Consider the following 15,285-nt stretch of genomic DNA (forward strand, 5'->3'; position numbering starts at 1 on the left):
TCATGACGGCCGGAACGTTCACTACGGGGTTGAAGGTCGCTCCTCGATTCGATGGAACAGACGACCTCCTGATGAACGGCTCGGCCGGACTATGGGCCGCCGGTGCAGCGTCGATCCTCGGTGTCGTTCCGCGGCCAGCGCAGCAGTCCAAGGGCGTGTTCTCGGGGCAACTCCGCGACCACGCAGGGGCAGTACAGCCTCCTCACGGGGGACTCGACCGACGCGACTCGAGCGAAGACGAGCACACAGACCCAGTCGGGCACGGCGCTCGGCACGGCGAACGCGGGTGGCGTGTTCGATGGGACGCTGCATCAGGTGGGGTGGATCGACACCGGAACCGTAAACACCGTCCGAAAGGACGAGGGCGCCGGAACTGGCAGTTGGTACTCCCGATCGGGTGCGACGCTCACCCCGGACCGCACCGCGCTCGGAGCCATCCCGCGGTCGACGATCTCGGGCTTCTACGCCGGAGACCTCTACGAGTTCATCACGTGGGGTTCCGCGCTCGACGCGACGACCTGCGCGGCCGTGTCGCTGAACCAGAAGTCGTTCTACGGCACACCCTGACAACTGAACACACGACGACGCCCCCGGCGCCCCTCCCTTGCGAGGTGGCGCCGGGGGCGTTTCCTCGTTACAGGGCCTGCTCCTCAGCGATCTGCGCCGCGTGCTCGTCACCACAGGCCCAATCCGACGCGGTCACCTGCACCGCTCGAGAGCGCGGGCGAATCTCCCCGCATGCGCCGCACGCCACGAGCCCCGGACCGTCGGGCGTGCCGACCATGCCGCGGCCGACGCGGATCTCCCGCACGCACACGCACGGCTGCCCGCCCGCGTCGAACCCGCGGCCGTAGCACTCCCCGCAGTCCGGGTCCGCGATGAGTTGCGGACGCTCGATCAGGCGCGCCCACAGACGTCGCAGATGTTGCATCCACTTCCCCCATTCGCGGAGCGCGCCATTACGCCCCGTGTTGTCCCCCGTTCGGAGGACGCAATCAGGTGTCACTCGCCCTGGGCAGGAGAGTCGTCGGCGTGACGGTCAAGATACGCACGCTCGAGTTCGCTGGCTCGGTCGAGTTCGATACGTATGGCGCGACGGCGAAGACAATCACTGGGCTCGGAGTCATGCGCTGGCACGCTCACCCGGCGCATCGCGCGGTGAAGCTCGCTGTGCTCCTGGTGCTGGAGGATCTGGACCATCCGTTCCTCAACGTGATGGTCGATGTCTCGATCAAGCTGTTCGCGCGAGATCCGCTTGGCAATCTGATGTTCGAGGGTGAGATCCTGTCGCATGACCCGAAGCGTGGATCGGGGGACGAGCCTTTCGGCACGACGTTCGCCTTCTACACCGTGGTGCCAGCCGGGGTCGACGGTAGGTACTCCTTCACCGCGGAGATCTACGTTGCCGGCGTGCAGGTGGACGCAACGCATCGAGCGTTGTGGGTCGTCGATACCGAGCATTACGACCCACCGTCGCCGCTCAATCTGTCGATCGCGTAACCCCTCCCGAGCCCCAGCTCTTGAAGCTGGGCCAGCGATGCGAACTGCTCAGGCCGATTCGTCGACAGCGCCGAGCCACACCCAGCACCGGTACTCGGCCTCCTCCACGTGGAAGACGATGCCGATCGCGTCCGGCGTCCACCGCGCGGCCACGGCGTCGACCCGCACCGGCACGGTCCCGAACCGCACCCACGCCTTCACCTTTCGCCGCGGCTTCGGATCGACCGTCACCGGGACTTCGTCGAGCCGGAGCTCGGCGGCGGTCAGAGTCTGCAGCTCGCCGCCGCGGGCGATCGTGCGCTACGCCGACGCCGTCGACCGGCGCATGAACGACAAGGCACTCATCAAGATCGTAACCGCAACGGCCGACAGGCTACGCTTCGGGACATGAAGCGCATGGGGGCATGGATTGTAGGTGTGGCGGTGCTCGGGCTGCTGCTGACGGGGTGCGGGGCGGCGGAGTCCGCCCCCGCGGAGTCAGCGCCGATAGCGGAAGCGGAGCCGACCCCGACTCAGGAAGCGGCGGAGGCGGAGGCGGCTGGGACGCGATCGAACCCGATCCCGTTCGGGCAGAGCTACACTTTCGACGACATCGGCGAGGCTGGCGGCCCGGCGTGGACCGTGACGATCGACCAGCCGCGCGACATGGGCGAGGAGATCCTGGCCGCAGCCAGAGAGCTCTACGGTGACGACGAGAGCTACCTGCAATACTCGCGGCCCGAGGCGGGGACCGTGTTCATGGGCTACACCGGAACGTTGGAGCGGCTGCTCGATTATCCAATGGCGCCGGGGTACGACCTCGACGTAGCGGTGGTCGGATCTGACGGCAACACCTGGAGTGCAATCACGGCGGGAGTCGGCGGGCCGGAAGAGAACATCGTCAACATCGGGGAGATGTACGCGCCGGCAACCGCGCGGTTCTCCGATGTGCAGGCCCTCCCCGAGGGCATCACCGTGGCGCAGGTCCTCGTGACGATGCGGAACACGGGAGAGCGGATCTACTTCGGCACGCCACCGACGGCGTAACGCGGAACGACTTGCATCCCGCAGGCGTGGCACCACGTCGCGGCGATGACCGTCCCCGCAGCGCGGGCATGCGATTGGCGGCGGCAGGGTCACGCGGGGAGCGCATTCCGGATGTCGGAGGTCCCGCGCAGACTATCCACGTGACGAGCATCAAGATGGCGGAGCTGCTCGACTTCGAGGAGCAGTGGCCTCGGTGGTCGGGTCGGAAGGACGAGGCGATCCGCGCGCGGTTCGGAGTGTCGCCGGCGCGATACTTCCAGGTGCTGGCCGTGTGCTCGATACGGTCGAGGCGCTGGAAGCGCGGCCCATGCTGGTGCGTCGACTTCGGCGACGACAAGATGCCGGGGCGGCCGAGCAGCGCCGTCGTCACGCGAGCTGACGGACAACATTCGGACAACATGTCGGAGTACGCGAGCATTCTCCGCTGTCCGCGAGTGTCTGCCGGTGAGGCGAGATAACGCCTGATCGCGCGGGGGATCTGCGGGTCGGTGTCCGTCACCGTCCGTCAACGTCGAAGGGGGCGAGGTCATCAAGGGGTCGCAGGTTCAAATCCTGTCATCCCGACAAGAATGACGAAGGGTCCGCCTGATGGGCGGGCCCTTCGTCGTTGCCGCGAGAGGCCGATCGGCCGGCCGTCCGTTCGCGTCTGGATACCTGAGCCGGATGCAGATCCGACACGTCGCGACCGCCTCTCCACCCCCGTGTCGGGGCGTCCTCCGGCGCGCGATCGACCGACCATGGCCCCCGCAGGGCCAAACCGCGGCAACCGGGGCAGGCGTAGCGTGAGTCACGGGAGGCATCACCGACACGACCGAACGCCTCCGCACCCTCGCCGAAAGGAACACCCGTGACCACCGTCGCCGAGAACATCGTCGCCCTCCTTCGCCGTCAGAACGTCGCTCGCGTCTACGGTCTCCCCGGAGATTCACTGAACGGCTTCACGGATGCCATCCGCCGAGACGGCGTGATCCAGTGGGCGCACGTGCGGCACGAGGAGGGGGCGGCTTTCGCCGCGGCGGCCGAGGCGGAGCTGACGGGCGAGTTGGCGGTCTGCGCGGGCAGTTGCGGCCCCGGCAACCTCCACCTCATCAACGGTCTCTACGATGCCAACCGCTCACGTGTGCCGGTGCTGGCCATCGCGGCGCACATTCCGACGGCCGAGATCGGCACGAACTACTTCCAGGAGACGCATCCGCAGGAGCTCTTCCGCGAGTGCGCGGTCTACGTCGAGTACGTCGCCGATCCGGTGCAGATGCCGCGACTGATGGAGATCGCGATGCGCGAGGCGATCGAGAAGCGGGGTGTCGCCGTTCTGGTGATCCCGGGTGATGTGCTCCTGGCCAAGGCGAAGAACGAGCGTGTCGTCGCGATCGAGCGCGCGACCCCTCGCATCCTTCCCTCCGATGACGAGCTGCGACGCACGGCCGACGTCCTCAACGCCGCCGAGAAGGTCACGATCCTCGCGGGGGCGGGCGTGGCCGGCGCGCACGACGAGGTCGTCGAGCTGGCGGCGCGCCTCCAGGCGCCCGTCGTGCACGCGCTGCGCGGCAAGGAGCACATCGAGTGGGAGAACCCCTACGACGTGGGGATGACGGGACTGCTCGGTTTCTCGTCGGGCTACCGCGCCATGGAGGACGCCGACGTGGTGCTCATGCTCGGCACCGACTTCCCGTACCCGCAGTTCTATCCGCAGCACGCCACCCACATCCAGGTCGACATCCGGGGCGCGCAGCTCGGACGACGGCATCCGGTCGACATCGGACTGGTCGGCACGGTCCGTGACACGGTCGAGGCCCTGCTGCCGCTGCTGACGGAGGGGAAGCCGACGCGGCACGCCGACGAGGCGCGCGAGCACTACCGCAAGACGCGCGCGAAGCTCGACGACCTCGCGGTTCCCGCGGGGCGCGGCAAGCCGCTGCACCCGCAGTTCGTGGCGCGGACGCTCGACCGGCTCGCCGCCGACGATGCCGTCTTCATTCCCGACGTCGGTTCGCCGGTCGTCTGGGCCGCGCGGTATCTCACGATGACCCGGGAGCGCCGACTGATGGGGTCGTTCTCGCACGGCACGATGGCCAACGCCGTCTCGCACGCGATCGGCGCGCAGGAGGCGTTCCCCGACCGGCAGGTCGTCGCGCTGGCCGGCGACGGAGGGCTGGCGATGCTGCTCGGCGAGCTCATCACGATCGTGCAGAACGAGCTGCCGGTGAAGGTCGTGGTGTTCGACAACTCGTCGCTGAACTTCGTCGAGCTCGAGATGAAAGCCGCGGGCTTCGTCACCTTCGGCACTGACCTGAAGAACCCCGACTTCGCCGCCGTCGCCGAGGCGATCGGGCTGAAAGGCTTCCGGGTCGACGAGTCCGACGACCTCGAGGCGGCCCTGGGTGCGGCCCTGGCCCACGACGGCCCCGCTCTGGTCTCGGTCAACACCGCGCGCCAGGAACTGTCGATGCCCCCGTCGGTGACGCTCGAGCAGGCCAAGGGATTCACGCTATACGCGATCCGGACGGTGCTCTCGGGGAGAGGCGACGAACTGATCGACCTCGCCGCGACGAACTTCCGGCAGCTGTTCTGAACGCCGGGAAGCGGTCGCTCCGCATCGAGGGGGCACGTGTGCACGGCATCCCTTCTCTGTACCGCGAGCTCAACCGCGTGTTCATGCCCGATGAGGAGTGGACGCTGGGCGAGAGTCTGGATGCGCTCGACGACGTGCTGTACGGCGGGTTCGGGGTGCTCGAGGGTGCCGAACCCGTCCGAGTGGTGTGGGCCGATCACGCTGTGTCGCGTGCAGCACTCGGCGTCGAGACGACCCGCGAGTACTACCGCGCCAAGCTCGCCCGCCCCGATGTGTACGCGCCGGCGCCGGCGCAGCGCGCGATCGACGCGCTCGACGCCGGTGTCGGTGAGACGTACTTCGATCTGGTGCGACGGGTGTTCGCCGACCACGAGAACATCGAGCTGGTGCTGGACTGAGGAGCGAAAGCTGCGCCGCGGGTCGACGCATTGGCGGGGTCCTACCCCGAGGAGATGCTCCCCGGCGGCGTCTGATCGTCATCGGGGGAGTGGCCGAGCCGCCCGCGGATGACCGCGGTGATCTCGGCGAGCGCGTCGAGCTGCGCCGGGCTGAGCGCGTCGACGACGAGGCGGCGAGCGGTGTCGATGTGACCGGGGGTGGCGTGGATGAGGGCTCGACGGCCTTCGCCGGTGAGCCGGACGTTGGTCGCGCGCCGGTCTTCCGCGCAGGGGAAGCGCTCGACGAGGCCGCGCTTCTCCAACCGGGAGCAGACGTGCGAGAGACGGGGCAGGGTGGATGCCGTCGCCTCGGCGAGCGCGGTCATCCGAAGGGTGCTCTCGGGGGCGAACCGCAGCGCGGTCAGCACGGCGAACTCGAAGTGCGTCATTCGCGAGTCGCGTTGCAACTGCGCGTCGAGTGCGGCGGGGAGGAGCTGGCTCACCGTGACCAATCCGACCCACGCGGCCGACTCCTGAGCGTTCATGCGGGGCGCCTGGAATACCACGCGACCATCCTAGGTTGGTTGTAGCGACAACTAATGGTTCGGTTGTCGCATCGCACGAGACAGAAGGAGCCCATCGTGGATCATGTACCGCCAAGCGACGCGGCCGAGCCCGCATGGGCGGCACCTGCCGTGCCCACCGCGGGGGCCGCGCCCGACGGCACCCGCATGGACACCGTCGAGCTGCTCGTGAGCGACCTCGACGCGATGACCGAGTTCTACCGACGAGCGGTGACTCTCGACATCCTCGACCAGACCGGTCCCACCGCGACGCTCGGGCGCGGCGGCGTCGCGTCGATCGTGCTCCGCCAGGAGAAGGATCTCCCCGGTCGCGACAGCCGCGGTGCCGGGCTCTACCACACCGCGATCGTGTTCCAGGATCAGGCTCGGCTCGCCGCCGCGCTGGCATCCATGGCTCAGCACGCCGGGCGGCTGTACGAGGGATCCGCCGACCATCTCGTCAGTGAGGCGTTCTACTTCCGCGACCCCGAGGGCAACGGCCTCGAGCTCTACCGCGACCGGCCTCGCGACCAGTGGACGATCCACCCCGACGGCACGGTGCAGATGGCGTCGGAGGCCCTCGACCCGAACCAGTTCCTCCAGCGCTGGTACGACCCGGAGATCGTGGAGAACGGCACGGATGCCACGGCCGCCATCGGACACGTCCACCTCCAGGTCGGTGATATCCCCACCGCTCGCCGCTTCTACGAGGGCATCCTCGGGTTCGACGTGACCGCGGACCTGGGCTCGGCCCTGTTCCTCTCCGCGGGCGGATACCACCACCACCTGGGCATGAACACCTGGCACAGCGCCGGTGCGGGGCCGCGCGCCGCGACCCTCGGGCTCGGCGACGTCCGCATTCTCGTGCCCATGCGCGACGACGTGGAGGGTTTTGCTGCGCGTCTGCGCGACCACGGCATCGCCGCGGCGGACGACGGTCGCGTCGTGCGGTTCTCCGACCCGTGGGGGACACGGCTGGCGATCACGCCCGAGCGCGCCTGAGGCACGGAAGCGAGCATCGCACCCGCCCCCTGGACCGATCGGGCGACAGGTCGTCCTTTCCGATTGCGGCCCGTCGAAGGAAAACGACTGGCAGGCTCCGGCGCGCGCGACATTGGTTGTGAGGACGATCAGCACTCGTTCTCACGCGACACGAGTGACCAGATGGCCCCAGGCAGGTCAGCCTCGCGCTGAAGAATGACGTACTCAGTCTGAGGGTGGTTGGAAATCCAGCGCCGCGCATCCTCGAGCGACATTATCTCGTCGGTGACCTCGTCCCCGTTTCTCTCCGACCAGTAGTTCACGAACTGAACGCGGTACTCCATCACGGGCTCACGTTATCCGAGGGGGCGGAGGCCGGTCCGTATCCGGGTGTTGTGCGTTCTCACCTTCCACCGCTCCCGTCCGACGACCGCCTCAGCACTGAGGCCGAGACACTCGCAGACTCCGGCGCCGAAGGCCCCTCCTCCCGCACGACCGTGGCATCCATCGGCTTCTCGTCCATCTGCACGCGATGCAGGGGGAGCGCCTCCGGGTGGGCGGTGCGCACCCACTCGGCGAGCTTCTCGCGCACGAGGCACCGCAGGTCCCACAGTCGGCCGGAGTCGTCGGCGCTGACGAGGACGCGCACCTGCAGCATGCCGCCGACGGCATCCGTCACCTGTACTCCCTGCGCGGCGCGATCCCACAGCTCCGTTTCGGCGAGGATCCGTTCGAGCTCGAGACGCATCTGGTCGACGGGGACGCGCCAGTCCAGGTCGAAGTAGACGGTGCCGAGGAGCGCTCGGCCGAGCTTGGTCCAGTTCTCGAACGGGTTGGTGGTGAAGTATGTGCACGGCAGCACGAGGGTGCGCTGATCCCAGAGTTCCAGCACGACATAGCTGAGCGTGATCTCCTGGATGCGGCCGTACTCGCCTTCGACCACGACGACGTCGCCGACGCGGATCGCCTCGCTGAAGGCGAGTTGCACGCCCGCGAAGAGATTGCTCAGCACCGACTGGGCGGCCAGGCCTGCGACGATCGACGCGATGCCAGCGGAGGCGAGCACACTCGCGCCGACGGCGCGCACGGCATCGAACGTCATGAGAATGCCGCCGGCCGCGACGACGACGATCACCACGATCACCAGGCGGCGCACGATCTGCAGCTGGGTGCGGATCTTTCGCGCCGAGAAGGTGTCGCTCTCCACGAGCCGGTAGCGCTGGCTCCCGCTGTCGACGAAGAAGAGGAACAGGTGACCGAGAAGCCAGGCGCCCGCGATGATGACCAGGATGCCGAAGAGATGCTCCAGGCCGCCGCGCAGGCCTGCGCTCACGGGGAGAGCGGAGATCGACACCGTGAGCGCGAGGAGCAGCAGGGTGATCCGGAACGGCCAGCTCACCCGTTCGTGGAGCTGGCCCGCCCACCTCTTCCGGCGACCGATGAGCGTGAGCGAAACGCCCACGACGATCATGATCGCGATCACGACGCCCACGGCCACGCCGGCCACGATCGCGAATCCGCTCCAGCTCTGCCAGTTCTGTTCGATCTCTTCGGTCACACGCGTCCTCCCGATCGGATCTGTCCACGGTAGAGGCGGGCCCCGGGGCGGGGGCAAGCGGACAGGCCCGATATCGCGGCGCGCGAACGCACCCGCCGGGACGAGAAACCCACTGGTCGGACAAGGCTTCACAGCGCACGTCCCCGGTCGAGCCCGACGGGGGTCGTGGAGGCAGCGATCAGACCTTCTCGACCGGTGCCTGCAGCTCCGTGACCCAGTCCGGACCGGGTTCGTGGCCGTCGGCGTGCAGGTAGACCTCGCGGCACGCTCCGACGACGCGGTAGCCGTCGGCGGTGAGCTGCTCCATGAGCGTCGTCCAGGACTGCCCTATGCCGCTCATGTCGCCCCGGTGCAGCAAGGTGGCGGCGGTCTCCATCGCGGGCAGCTCGACGACGTCGTACCCGGCACCCTCGACCGGGTCGGCCTCGGCGGTGTACGACACGTGCACCGAGAAGCGGTCGTCGGCCTCGGCGTCGTACCAGAAGATCCCCGGTTCGATCAGCGGTCGCCCCGCGGCTTTCAGTGCGGTGTCCAGTCCGTAGATGAGTGGTCCGATGACCGGACCGACGTTCTCGGGGCCGAGTCCCGGCGCGTCTACGCGCGCGGCGTAGACGGTGACGGGGGCGACGGGCTTGTAGGTGATGTCCGGCATGGTTGTTCCCTCCAGGATGTGGAGTCGCCGCTCGATGCGTGCGAGGCGCGCTCGGTCTGTCGCGACCGACCGCTCGAGCTCGGCGCGGTGCGCGACCAGGACCGCTCGCAGAGCGACATCCGGCTCGAGAGCGCGAGTGATCTCGGCGATGCGCTCGAGCCCGACACCGAGGTCGCGCAGCTCGACGATCCGCAGCAGCTGCGGCAGCTGGTCGGTCGCGTAGCGGCGATACCCGGTGCGGTCGTCGACAGCCGCGGGCACGAGCAGGCCGATCGCGTCGTAATGACGCAGCATCCGCACGCTCACACGCCTGACGGCGGCGGATTCTCCAATGGTGTACATGACGGAAACCACGTTCGACCCTGACACAGTGTGAGTGTCAAGCGCGAGAGCCACCGGCCACCCACTTCACCCCGTCGCGGGTGCTCGACCACGTCGCGCGGGAGAGCGGATGCCGCTACTCCGGGGTGCCGCGGACCGGATCGGCGGTGGTTTTCTGCCAGGGCCAGCGGCCGGTGATCTCGAGTTCCAGCGACCAGCTGAGGAACGTCCGGATGAGGACGATCGCCGCCAACACCCCGACGTTCGCGAGCGTCGGGGTGACGGCGACGGTGCGGATGATGTCCGCGGCGACCAGCAGCTCCAGGCCGAGGAGGATGGAACGCCCCAGGAACCGACGGAAGCGACTGTAGACATCGGGCTCGCGTCGGAAGGTCCGTTGCGCGGCGAGCACGACGGCGGCGACGACCCCGATCACGATTGCGGCGACGCCCACGGCATCCAGGGATTTTCCGATGCCTTCGATGATCTCCGAGAACTCCATAAGGCAGTTCTAGCCGGGGTCAGTCACGGTGGCGAGCGTCAGCGAGGCGATCCCCGCGCGGACTTCCCCCGCGTCCACGTCGTCGTCGGCGATCCACCGGCGGCCGGGGGTACGCGACGGTCGTCACCGGGCGGACACCTCGCGCGCCGCGGCCACGGCGTTCGCGGCGCGGAGGACGGCATCGAGGGTGGCGGTGAGGGCGGAGCGGTCGCGTCCGGCGGCCCACGCGGGGCCGTCCGGGGCGCGGTATTCGAGGATGGTGAGGGCCTCGGCATCCGCCCCGGAGCGCATCGAGTTCTGGTGGAGCGAGAGGATCTCGACGGGGATGCCGTGGCTCCCGAGGGTCTGAACGAGGGCGTCGATCGCGCCGGCGTCGTCGTGCGTGGAGCGGTGCTCGACGTCGTCGACGCGGACGGTGACGTCGGTTCTGGCCGCGACCTCGTCGATACTCAGCGCGATCAGGCGCACGGGGCCGTCGGCGTCCGCGGGCAGGTACGCGGAGGTGAAGATGCTCCAGATGTCGTCGGCAGTGACCTCGTCGCCGGTCGTATCCGTGTGCCGTTGCACGTGACGCGAGAAATCGATCTGGAGGCGCCGGGGCAGTTCGAGGCCGAACGCGGTCTCGAGCAGGTAGGCGATGCCGCCCTTGCCGGACTGCGAGTTCACGCGGATGACGGCGTCGTAGCTGCGGCCGATGTCGGCGGGATCGATGGGCAGGTAGGGGACCCGCCAGGCGATCTCGCTCTCGTCGCGCCCCTCGGCTGCGGCCCGGGCGCGGTGCTCGGCGAAGCCCTTCTTGATGGCGTCCTGATGCGTACCGCTGAACGCCGTGTGCACGAGGTCGCCGACGTAGGGGTGACGGGGGTGCACGTCGATGCGGTTGCAGTACTCGACGGTGCGGCGGATCTCGTCGATGTCGGAGAAGTCGATCATCGGGTCGACGCCCTGGGCGTGCAGGTTCAGGGCGAGGGTGGCGATGTCGACGTTACCGGTGCGCTCGCCGTTGCCGAAGAGGCAGCCCTCGACGCGCTGAGCACCGGCGAGGACGGCGAGCTCGGCGCAGGCGATGCCCGTGCCGCGGTCGTTGTGGGGGTGCACGGACAGGATGACACCGTCGCGACGGGTGAGGTGGGTGTGCATGTACTCGATCTGATCGGCGTACACGTTCGGCGTGGCGATCTCGACGGTGGCGGGGAGGTTCAGGATGACGGGACGTTCGGGCCTGGCATCCCAGAACTCGGTCATCGCGTCGCAGATCTCGAGGACGTAGTCGGGCTCGGTGAGGGTGAACACCTCGGGGCTGAACTCGAACCGCACGTTCGGCAGGTGCCCGGAGAGCTCCCACACGTCTCTGCCTCCGGCGAGGATCAGCTCGCGCAGCTCGTCACGGCTCTTGCCGAGCACGGTGTCGCGCCAGGTCGGGGCTGTCGCGGTGTACAGGTGGATGACGACGTCGTTGCGGATGCCGCGGATCGACTCCACCGTGCGTTCGATCAGGTCTCGACGTGCGGGCGTGAACACGACGATCGTGACGTCGTCGGGCGCGATGTCGGTGTCGGCGATGAGTCGGACGAAGTCGTAATCGGTCCGGGATGCCGAAGGGTAACCGACCTCGATCTCGGTGTATCCCATCCGCACCATCAACTCGAAGAAGCGGCGTTTGCGGGCGGGGTCCATGGGCTCAGCGAGGGCCTGGTTGCCGTCGCGGAGATCGACGGGAACCCACAGCGGGGCCTGCGTGAGCCGGCGGGTCGGCCAGAGCCGCTCGGTGCCCAGGGGCACCTCGACGCGGGAGTAGACGTCCGCGTACCGGTGCGAGGGCATTCCGGAGGGGCGCTGCCGGTTCCAGGCGGGGGTGGTCGTGATCATGTCGGTGGTTCCTCTTCGGGTCTTCGAGATGGAGACCGGCGCAGCGTTCGGCTCCACGACGGGGAGCCGGTCCGGCTACGCCCCGCCGTGGCGGCGAAGAAGAAGGGAGGTGACGGTGAGCACGGGTAGACTATAACACAAGTCCTCAGACAAGTAGAGGAGATGGCGATGACTCAGCTCACACGTGTGCCGCTGGCCGATCAAGCGGCCGACGTGCTCCTTGCGCGGATCCGATCGGGGGAGTGGGCGCTCGGCGCGCGGCTGCCCGGCGAGACGACCCTGGCGCCGCAGCTCGGCGTCGGTCGGTCCACGGTGCGCGAGGCGATCCGCCAGCTCGCCGGCCGTGGCATCCTCGACTCCCGCCAGGGATCGGGTGTGTACGTGACGGCACTGGACGCCCCCGAGGACTGGGAGCAGGTGTTGCGTCGCGCCGACATCGTCACGGTGATCGAGGCGCGCACGGCGATCGAGGTCGAAGCCGCGGCCCTCGCCGCTACACGTCGCACGCCTTCGGATCTCCGCGCGATCCGGCGTGCGCTGGAGGCGCGCACCGTGGCCGGGCAGAGCGTGGAAGAGCACGTGGATGCCGACATGGCGTTTCACCGCACGATCGTCGTCGCCGCGCACAACGAGGTGCTCACCGAACTGTTCGACGGGTTCGTGCCACGCGTGCGGCGCGCGATGGTCGACATGCTCCGTATCCGCCCCGTGGCCGATGCGCACGCCGATCAGGACGCGCACGCGGTGGTCGTGGAAGCGATCGGCGATCGGATGCCGGATGCCGCTGCCCGAGCGACCCGCGCTCACCTCGACGCCCTCAAGTCGGGCTTCGCGTAAGCGGAGTGTCTTCGTGGTCGAGGCGGTGATCGTCGACCGGGCACTGCTGATCATGGCGACGCTGCACGAACGCGACGGAATGCTCACCCGCACCGCCCAGGCGGAAGTGCCGCCGCGAGTCGAATGCGAGCCCACCGATCTCGCCGAGTCCTTGATTCCGCACGCTGTGGCCTTGGCCGATGGGGCGAGCGACCACGTTGCCGCGATCGAAGCGCACCGCGACGAGTTCGACCGCCGCACGGAGAGATGGCGCTGAGCCCGGGACATCCGGACCATGCGGCGGGTCTCCGACGGCCCGATGTCGTCACCGGGGCGAGTCCTCCGAGCCTTGCCCCCTGGCCGTTCTCGCCCTCACGCGGCAACAAGAACGGGTGTACGGGCGACCGTCCGTCGGCGCCAGAGCAGCCACGCGCACAGCACCCCCTGCGTCATCACGATGCCGCTCACGGTGGAGGCGATGACGCCGGCGGACTGATCGGCCGCAGTCAGCAGGTCGAAGCCGGCGTGCCAGATCAGCACGGGCACGATGCTCCCTCCGGCGCCGAGAGTCATCCACGCCAGCAGGAACGACCCGCAGACGAGGGCCAGCATCCACCCGAGGACGCCGGCCCCCATCTGCGTGTAGGTGGGGTTGAAGAAGAACGCCGGCAGGTGCCAGACGATCCAGACGCCGGCCACGACGAGCGCTGCCCAGAACGCCGAGAGACGCCGCGTCAGCGCGGGGAGCAGCCACCCGCGCCACCCGGACTCCTCGCCCAAACCGAACGTGATCACCCACACCAGGGCGACCAGCGGCCATGACAGTCCGGGAAGCTTGTCGGTTACGCCGAAGAGCGCCGGGTCCGGCCAGGCGCCGGCGACGAGGGCGGCGGTGATCCAGGCGATCAGGAAGTACGCCACGGGCATGCCGATCGCCGCGAGCCACCACACGGGGCGGAACCTCACGGAGAAGGCGCGGCGCGCCCAGGCCCCGAGTCCGCGCGCGCCGCCCTCCCAGAGCGAGGCCGCCACCGCGCCGCACAGCGGACCGACGGAGGCGAGGAAGAACGTCCACGGCATCGCGTCGAGCCCCGGCCCCTGGGCCTGGAGGAGGATCGGCATCCAGATCGCCCACGTCACCGCGAAGGCGACGACGAGGAAGACCAGGAGGCCGCCGGAGCGGTCCTCTCGCTGCGGGACGGTGGTCATGTCGGGCTCCTTTCACGACAAGCGTTCCCTCCGCCGCTCCCCGGCGAGGGGACTTTCGCCCCTCGCCGGTGTTCGGTCGAGGGCGGGGAGATCCGCGGTGCTTCTGCGCCGCCGGCGGCGGTCCGGCCACCACCACGCGCTCCTTCCCCGCAGCGTCATGATGGCCGGAACGAGCAGCATCCGGACCACCGTGGCATCCACGCACACCGCCACGGCCGGCCCGACGCCAAAGACCCTGATCACGGGGTGGGGCTGAACGTGAAGCTGAGGAACACGGCGATCATGATGATCGCGGCGGCCGAGATGACGCCGCCGGTATCGGCGAGCCTCCGCGTGACCGCGTCCTTCGGTGTCGCTCCGCGCAGCCAGCCCCTGCGCGCGGGGTGTGCGCCTCAGCCCTGCGTCCGGAGCGCCCGGGCGACGGCCAGCGACGTGGGGATGTGGCCCGCGGCCAGCGCGCCCGCGGCGAGGACGAGCCAGATCATGCCGAGCCAGGCCCCCGCGGTCGCGAAGACCGCGACCGGTAGTACCGCCATCGGCACGGGCACCGGACCCCACCGGCGGTAGAGCAGTCCCGGGTCACGCCGTCGCACGTAGCGGCCCCACAGCACCAGGTAGGCCGCGAGGAACATCGCCATCGGCACCGCCCACGCCCAGGTCAGCGGCGCGGGCAGCACGATGACGGGAATCACGAGACATGCGGCCTGTCCGGCGCGTTCGAGCGCCGACAGCACGGGGGAGACCCGCACGGTGGGCAACGGATGCCGCGGTGGCAGCGCGAGGAGCAGAAGGCTCGGGGCCAGCACCGTCACGGCGATCGCCAGCCCCCACGGCGAGAATCCCACGGGGCGAGGCTAGCGGGTGGCTCAGTCGTGGAAGCGCGCGCCCTTCACGATGCGGTCCACGACGTTGCGCGGGCCGCGCAGGGCGATGCCCACGAGATCCAGATCGTCGGATGCCACACTCGCCACGGCCGCACGGTTTGCGGCGTCGTGAGGAGTGGCGAAGAGGTCGCGGGTATAGATCGCGAGCGCGACGTCGTCGCGTGCCGACGCCTTCGCCCGGGCGCGGCCGAGCAGATCGTCGTCCGCGGTCATGATGAGCACCGGCTGGCGGAGCATCGGCAGATAGCGCACGCCATCGGCATCCACGTAGGGCTCGCCGACGAGGTCGGGCTCGCTCGTCGCGATCCCGGACAGGAGGAACGCGGTGACGTTGAGCTCTTGCCACGACGCCAGGTTCTCTCCGAGGACGACGACGACCTTCGTGTCGAAATGCGGTGCGGCGGTGGGGGTGTCTGCGGTCATTCGTCCAGCATCGGGCGTGGGCCGCCGGGCGT

At 69.0% G+C, this 15,285-nt stretch carries 21 protein-coding genes; 9 read left to right on the forward strand and 12 right to left on the reverse strand.

The genetic code is table 11. The features are described 5' to 3' along the window. Nucleotides 1–102 precede the first annotated feature (102 nt). Nucleotides 103–567, forward strand: a complete 465-nt coding sequence (locus AC3E6M_RS10250) for a hypothetical protein (RefSeq protein ID WP_490529798.1) — start codon at nucleotides 103–105, stop codon at nucleotides 565–567. A gap of 67 nt (nucleotides 568–634) precedes the next feature. On the opposite strand, the gene AC3E6M_RS10255 is transcribed toward AC3E6M_RS10250, so the two are convergent. After that, complete coding sequence (locus AC3E6M_RS10255; protein ID WP_490529799.1) at nucleotides 635–931, reverse strand: hypothetical protein; 297 nt, start codon at nucleotides 929–931, stop codon at nucleotides 635–637. Nucleotides 932–1,032: 101 nt separating this feature from the next. On the opposite strand from AC3E6M_RS10255, the gene AC3E6M_RS10260 reads away from it, so the two are divergent. After that, nucleotides 1,033–1,500, forward strand: coding sequence for a hypothetical protein (locus AC3E6M_RS10260; protein ID WP_490529800.1), 468 nt, complete (start codon nucleotides 1,033–1,035; stop codon nucleotides 1,498–1,500). 48 nt (nucleotides 1,501–1,548) lie between these two features. Here AC3E6M_RS10260 and AC3E6M_RS10265 read toward each other — a convergent pair whose 3' ends face one another. Next, nucleotides 1,549–1,731 carry a hypothetical protein gene (locus AC3E6M_RS10265; protein ID WP_490529801.1) on the reverse strand — a complete coding sequence of 61 codons (183 nt, stop codon included), beginning with the start codon at nucleotides 1,729–1,731 and terminating at the stop codon, nucleotides 1,549–1,551. A gap of 192 nt (nucleotides 1,732–1,923) precedes the next feature. Between AC3E6M_RS10265 and AC3E6M_RS10270 the strand changes: the two genes are divergently transcribed. The 4 genes from AC3E6M_RS10270 (at nucleotide 1,924) to AC3E6M_RS10285 (ending at nucleotide 5,496) form a co-directional block, all read left to right on the forward strand. Beyond that, nucleotides 1,924–2,526: a hypothetical protein gene (locus AC3E6M_RS10270; RefSeq protein WP_490529802.1), complete on the forward strand. Its 603-nt coding sequence runs from the start codon at nucleotides 1,924–1,926 to the stop codon at nucleotides 2,524–2,526. 140 nt (nucleotides 2,527–2,666) lie between these two features. Continuing rightward, on the forward strand, nucleotides 2,667–2,984 hold the full coding sequence (locus AC3E6M_RS10275) for a DUF3263 domain-containing protein (RefSeq protein WP_490529803.1): 318 nt from the start codon (nucleotides 2,667–2,669) through the stop codon (nucleotides 2,982–2,984). A 389-nt stretch (nucleotides 2,985–3,373) separates the two neighbouring features. Continuing rightward, nucleotides 3,374–5,098 carry a ubiquinone-dependent pyruvate dehydrogenase gene (gene poxB / locus AC3E6M_RS10280; RefSeq protein WP_490529804.1) on the forward strand — a complete coding sequence of 575 codons (1,725 nt, stop codon included), beginning with the start codon at nucleotides 3,374–3,376 and terminating at the stop codon, nucleotides 5,096–5,098. A 38-nt stretch (nucleotides 5,099–5,136) separates the two neighbouring features. After that, complete coding sequence (locus AC3E6M_RS10285) at nucleotides 5,137–5,496, forward strand: barstar family protein (protein WP_252370955.1); 360 nt, start codon at nucleotides 5,137–5,139, stop codon at nucleotides 5,494–5,496. A 41-nt stretch (nucleotides 5,497–5,537) separates the two neighbouring features. Here AC3E6M_RS10285 and AC3E6M_RS10290 read toward each other — a convergent pair whose 3' ends face one another. Next, nucleotides 5,538–6,041, reverse strand: coding sequence for a MarR family winged helix-turn-helix transcriptional regulator (locus AC3E6M_RS10290; protein WP_490529805.1), 504 nt, complete (start codon nucleotides 6,039–6,041; stop codon nucleotides 5,538–5,540). A 75-nt stretch (nucleotides 6,042–6,116) separates the two neighbouring features. Between AC3E6M_RS10290 and AC3E6M_RS10295 the strand changes: the two genes are divergently transcribed. Next, a complete protein-coding gene (locus tag AC3E6M_RS10295; protein ID WP_490529806.1) occupies nucleotides 6,117–7,040 on the forward strand; it encodes a VOC family protein in 924 nt (307 codons plus the stop codon). 128 nt (nucleotides 7,041–7,168) lie between these two features. Here AC3E6M_RS10295 and AC3E6M_RS10300 read toward each other — a convergent pair whose 3' ends face one another. From AC3E6M_RS10300 to AC3E6M_RS10320, 5 genes are all read right to left on the reverse strand, one after another. Further along, nucleotides 7,169–7,366 carry a hypothetical protein gene (locus AC3E6M_RS10300; protein WP_490529807.1) on the reverse strand — a complete coding sequence of 66 codons (198 nt, stop codon included), beginning with the start codon at nucleotides 7,364–7,366 and terminating at the stop codon, nucleotides 7,169–7,171. A 56-nt stretch (nucleotides 7,367–7,422) separates the two neighbouring features. Then, nucleotides 7,423–8,577 (reverse strand): mechanosensitive ion channel family protein, encoded by a 1,155-nt coding sequence (locus AC3E6M_RS10305; RefSeq protein WP_490529808.1) that lies wholly within the window; start codon nucleotides 8,575–8,577, stop codon nucleotides 7,423–7,425. 178 nt (nucleotides 8,578–8,755) lie between these two features. Then, entirely contained in the window at nucleotides 8,756–9,583 is an 828-nt protein-coding gene (locus AC3E6M_RS10310) for a MerR family transcriptional regulator (RefSeq protein WP_490529809.1), read from the reverse strand. A 103-nt stretch (nucleotides 9,584–9,686) separates the two neighbouring features. Beyond that, nucleotides 9,687–10,052, reverse strand: a complete 366-nt coding sequence (locus AC3E6M_RS10315; protein ID WP_490529810.1) for a DUF1622 domain-containing protein — start codon at nucleotides 10,050–10,052, stop codon at nucleotides 9,687–9,689. A 123-nt stretch (nucleotides 10,053–10,175) separates the two neighbouring features. Next, on the reverse strand, nucleotides 10,176–11,921 hold the full coding sequence (locus AC3E6M_RS10320; RefSeq protein WP_490529811.1) for a 2-isopropylmalate synthase: 1,746 nt from the start codon (nucleotides 11,919–11,921) through the stop codon (nucleotides 10,176–10,178). Nucleotides 11,922–12,089: 168 nt separating this feature from the next. Here AC3E6M_RS10320 and AC3E6M_RS10325 point away from each other — a divergent pair, with 168 nt between their 5' ends. Beyond that, nucleotides 12,090–12,758, forward strand: coding sequence for a FadR/GntR family transcriptional regulator (locus tag AC3E6M_RS10325; protein WP_138174943.1), 669 nt, complete (start codon nucleotides 12,090–12,092; stop codon nucleotides 12,756–12,758). Nucleotides 12,759–12,771: 13 nt separating this feature from the next. Then, nucleotides 12,772–13,014 carry a winged helix-turn-helix transcriptional regulator gene (locus AC3E6M_RS10330; protein WP_212743505.1) on the forward strand — a complete coding sequence of 81 codons (243 nt, stop codon included), beginning with the start codon at nucleotides 12,772–12,774 and terminating at the stop codon, nucleotides 13,012–13,014. Between the two features lie 95 nt (nucleotides 13,015–13,109). On the opposite strand, the gene AC3E6M_RS10335 is transcribed toward AC3E6M_RS10330, so the two are convergent. The 4 genes from AC3E6M_RS10335 to AC3E6M_RS10350 form a co-directional block, all read right to left on the reverse strand. Further along, on the reverse strand, nucleotides 13,110–13,946 hold the full coding sequence (locus tag AC3E6M_RS10335; protein ID WP_490529813.1) for a CPBP family intramembrane glutamic endopeptidase: 837 nt from the start codon (nucleotides 13,944–13,946) through the stop codon (nucleotides 13,110–13,112). Between the two features lie 12 nt (nucleotides 13,947–13,958). After that, entirely contained in the window at nucleotides 13,959–14,189 is a 231-nt protein-coding gene (locus AC3E6M_RS10340; RefSeq protein WP_490529814.1) for an MMPL family transporter, read from the reverse strand. Nucleotides 14,190–14,338: 149 nt separating this feature from the next. Next, nucleotides 14,339–14,791: a hypothetical protein gene (locus tag AC3E6M_RS10345; RefSeq protein ID WP_138174947.1), complete on the reverse strand. Its 453-nt coding sequence runs from the start codon at nucleotides 14,789–14,791 to the stop codon at nucleotides 14,339–14,341. 21 nt (nucleotides 14,792–14,812) lie between these two features. Next, nucleotides 14,813–15,253 (reverse strand): DUF2000 family protein, encoded by a 441-nt coding sequence (locus tag AC3E6M_RS10350; RefSeq protein ID WP_490529815.1) that lies wholly within the window; start codon nucleotides 15,251–15,253, stop codon nucleotides 14,813–14,815. Nucleotides 15,254–15,285: the final 32 nt, after the last annotated feature.

The organism is Microbacterium sp. SCPM-O-B-15248 (M128) (genome assembly GCF_058214835.1).

Excerpts from the sequence above, each read along its gene's own strand:
- AC3E6M_RS10255 (WP_490529799.1), bottom strand. The coding sequence starts at position 931 with ATGCAACATCTGCGACGTCTGTGGGCGCGCCTGATCGAGCGTCCGCAA.
- AC3E6M_RS10315 (WP_490529810.1), bottom strand. The coding sequence starts at position 10,052 with ATGGAGTTCTCGGAGATCATCGAAGGCATCGGAAAATCCCTGGATGCC.
- AC3E6M_RS10320 (WP_490529811.1), bottom strand. The coding sequence starts at position 11,921 with ATGATCACGACCACCCCCGCCTGGAACCGGCAGCGCCCCTCCGGAATG.
- AC3E6M_RS10325 (WP_138174943.1), top strand. The coding sequence starts at position 12,090 with ATGACTCAGCTCACACGTGTGCCGCTGGCCGATCAAGCGGCCGACGTG.
- AC3E6M_RS10335 (WP_490529813.1), bottom strand. The coding sequence starts at position 13,946 with ATGACCACCGTCCCGCAGCGAGAGGACCGCTCCGGCGGCCTCCTGGTC.
- AC3E6M_RS10350 (WP_490529815.1), bottom strand. The coding sequence starts at position 15,253 with ATGACCGCAGACACCCCCACCGCCGCACCGCATTTCGACACGAAGGTC.